Raw genomic sequence first — 3334 nt, forward strand, 5'->3', positions numbered from 1 at the left:
TCCCGGACGCCCCGGTGGTCAAGCCCGAGCACCTGGGCACCCTGCACACGCTCCGCGACGTCGCCCACTTCATCGCCGGCCCCGGCGGTAACGGGGCCGCGGCCAACGGCCCCGCGGGCGGGACCGGCTCGTCGGCCGACGTGGGCCTCGGCGACGCACCGGCCGGCGACGACCCGTCGGTCCGCACCCTGGTCATCAACAAGCCCCGCCACTCGGCCACGATCAAGACGGCCGCCACGGCGCGGATGGCGGCGGCCCCCGCGGCCCACCACGGCCACGACGTGGCCCAGGTGCTGCTTTCGGTGGTGTCGGAGAAGACGGGGTACCCGGTGGAGAGCCTGGACCTGTCGCTGTCGCTGGACGGGGACCTGGGGGTGGACTCGATCAAGCGGGTGGAGATCCTGTCGACGCTCCAGGAGCGGCTCCCGGACGCCCCGGTGGTCAAGCCCGAGCACCTGGGCACCCTGCACACGCTCCGAGACGTCGCCCACTTCATCGCCGGCCCCGCCAACGGCGCGGCGGTGCTGTCCGACTCGCAGGAGATGACCGCGATGCCCGCGGCGGCCCCGCAACCGGCCCCGGCCACCCTGACCGAGGACGAGCGGCTCCGCACCGTGAAGCTCGACCCGGCCGACCCCGGCCCGGCGGCGAAGAAGCGGACCGACGTGACCAAGCTCCCGGGGCCCCGGACCGTGCCGCAGTCGATCGGGCTCGTCGGGGCCGACCGGATCGACCGGAGCATCCTCCAGCCGGTGGACCTGGACGCGGCCGCCCCGCGAAAGGCCGTGGACCTCGCGTCCGGCGGCGAGGTCTGGGTGGTCGGCGGCCCCGACGCGCTGACCGAGACGGTGGTCGCCGCCCTCACCGCCCGCGGCCTCGCCCCGCACGCCTTCGCGTGGGCCGACCCGCTCCCGGCCGAGCGGCCCGAGCGGCTCGTCGGCCTGCTGCTCCTCGCCCCGGTCGATCCGGACGCGGGGCTGAACCGGCGGGCGTTCGAGTGGGTGAAGCTGGCCGGGCCGCGGCTCCGGCACGCCGCCCGGCCCGGGACCGGGGCGGCCGTGCTCGTCGCGGTCGCCCGGCTCGACGGGGCGTTCGGCCTCGCGAACCTGGCCCCCGACGCCGACCCGACCGCGGGCGGGCTCGCCGGGCTGGTCAAGACGGCCCGGCACGAGTGGCCCGAGGTGTCCTGCAAGGTCATCGACCTGTCGCCGGGGGTGTCGGTCGCGCAGGGGGCCGCGGCCGTCGTCGAAGAGGCGCTACTGTTCGGCCCGACCGAGGTGGGTGTGTCGGCGACCCACCGGTGCTCGCTCGACCTCGCGGTCGCGGCCCGGCGGCCGGCCGGGCAGCTCATCAAGCTGGGCCGCAAGGACGTGATCCTCGTCACCGGCGGGGCCCGGGGCGTGACGGCCGAGGTCGCGGTGTCGCTGGCCGAGACCTACGGGGCCACGCTCGTCCTCACCGGCCGCACCCCGGCCCCCGGCCCGGAGCCCGAGTGGGCCGTCGGGCTCACCGAGGAGGCCGAGCTGAAGCGGGCGATCACGGCGTTCGTCGGGGCCGAGGGCGGGCCGCGGGCGGTCGGCGAGTTCTACGCCAAGCTGACCGCCGCCCGCGAGGTCCGCGAGACGCTCCACCGCGTCGCCCAGACCGGCGCGAAGGCCGCCTACCACCCGGTGAACGTCACCGACGCCGCCGCGGTCGCCGGGCTGCTCGAGCGGGTCCGGGCCGAGTTCGGGCCGGTCACCGTCGTCGTCCACGGGGCCGGCGTGCTGGCCGACAAGCGGATCGACGACCTCGCCCCCGAGCAGTTCGACCGGGTCTATTCCACGAAGGTGGACGGGCTGCGGAACGTCCTCGCCGCGGTCGGGAGCGACGACCTCAAGGCGCTGGTGCTGTTCAGCTCCACCACCGCCCGGCTCGGCCGCGTCGGGCAGGCGGCCTACGCCTGCGCCAACGAGGTGCTGAACAAGACGGCCCAGGTCGAATCGCGCCGCCGGCCGAACTGCCGCGTCGTGGCGATCAACTGGGGGCCGTGGGAGGGGGGCATGGTCACGCCCGGCCTCCGCAAGGTGTTCGAGTCCGAGGGGGTCGGCCTGATCCCGCTGCTCGAAGGGGCGGTGTTCCTCGTGCAGGAACTCAGCGCCGGCAAGGCGGTCGAGGTGGTCGCGCTGGGCCGGCCGCGGAGCCAGGGGAGCGGGTCGGGGTCGGGCGTCACGGCGCTGCCGCCGCTGGTCTCGGCCCCGACGCCGGGCCGCGGCGGGCCGGCCCTGTCGAACGGGTCGTCCCCGCTGGAGATGGCCCTCGCGTTCGAGCGGACCGTGGACGCGGTCACCCACCCGATCCTGAAGTCTCACGTCCTCGACGGCAAGGCCGTGCTGCCGATGGCGCTGCACCTGGAGTGGCTCGCGCACGCGGCCATCCACGGCAACCCCGGGATGCTGTTCCACGGGTTCAACGACCTGCGGGTGACGAGCGGGGTGCAGATCGACGCGGCCCACCCGGCCGTGCTCCGGGCGTTCGCGGGCAAGGCGGTGAAGCACGACAAGACGCTGGTGGTGCCCGTGCAGTTGCGGGGCAAGAAGCGGGACGGCCGCGACGTGGTCCACTCGCGGGCCGAGATCGTGCTGGCCGCCGCGCCCCCGGCCGCGCCGCCGGCCGACGCCCCGCCCCCGGTGCAGCCGGTCGGGTTCTCGGTCGCCCAGGCGTACCGCGAGATGCTGTTCCACGGCCCGGCGCTCCGCGGCATCGAGCGGGTCGAGGGGCTGGCCGACGCGGCGTTCATCGGCACCGCGGCGACCGCCCCGACCCCGGCCGACTGGTTCCTGGCGCCGCTCCGGTCGTCGTGGATCGCCGAGCCGCTGGTGCTCGACGCGAGCTTCCAGATGATGATCCTGTGGACGCAGGCCCGGCACGACGTGGCGTCGCTCCCGTGCTTCGCGGGCCGGTACCGCCAGTACCGCAAGGCGTTCCCGGCCGGCCCGGTGCGGGTGGTGATCCGCATCCGCCGCGACGACGGCACGTTCGCCCGCGCCGACATCGACTACCTCGACGCCGACGGCCGGGTGATCGCCCAGATGCAGGACTACGAGTGCGTCATGGAGAAGACGCTCAACGAGGCGTTCCGCAAGAACCAGCTCGCGCGGGCGTGAGCACAAGGGCACCCGACGCGCTTGCACCCCAGGGCTCCCGCCCCGGGCTAACACGCCGGCCCCTCCGGTGAGGAAGACCCTGGCCGTGCGTTTCGCCCCGGAGGGGCCGACGGATTTAGGACGGGCGGTCAAAAACTCGTGGGGCAGGCCGCCGGCCTGCCGAAGTCCCGGCAGGCCGGCGGCCTGCC

Annotated in this window: 1 protein-coding gene; it reads left to right on the forward strand. The window is 75.3% G+C overall.

The features are described from left to right. A partial coding sequence (locus ACTIGN_RS15840; protein WP_439625509.1) for an SDR family NAD(P)-dependent oxidoreductase occupies nucleotides 1–3146 on the forward strand: 3146 nt, incomplete at its 5' end. Nucleotides 3147–3334 lie beyond the last annotated feature (188 nt).

This window comes from Gemmata sp. (genome assembly GCF_051859125.1).
Classification (GTDB): Bacteria; Planctomycetota; Planctomycetia; order Gemmatales; family Gemmataceae; genus Gemmata.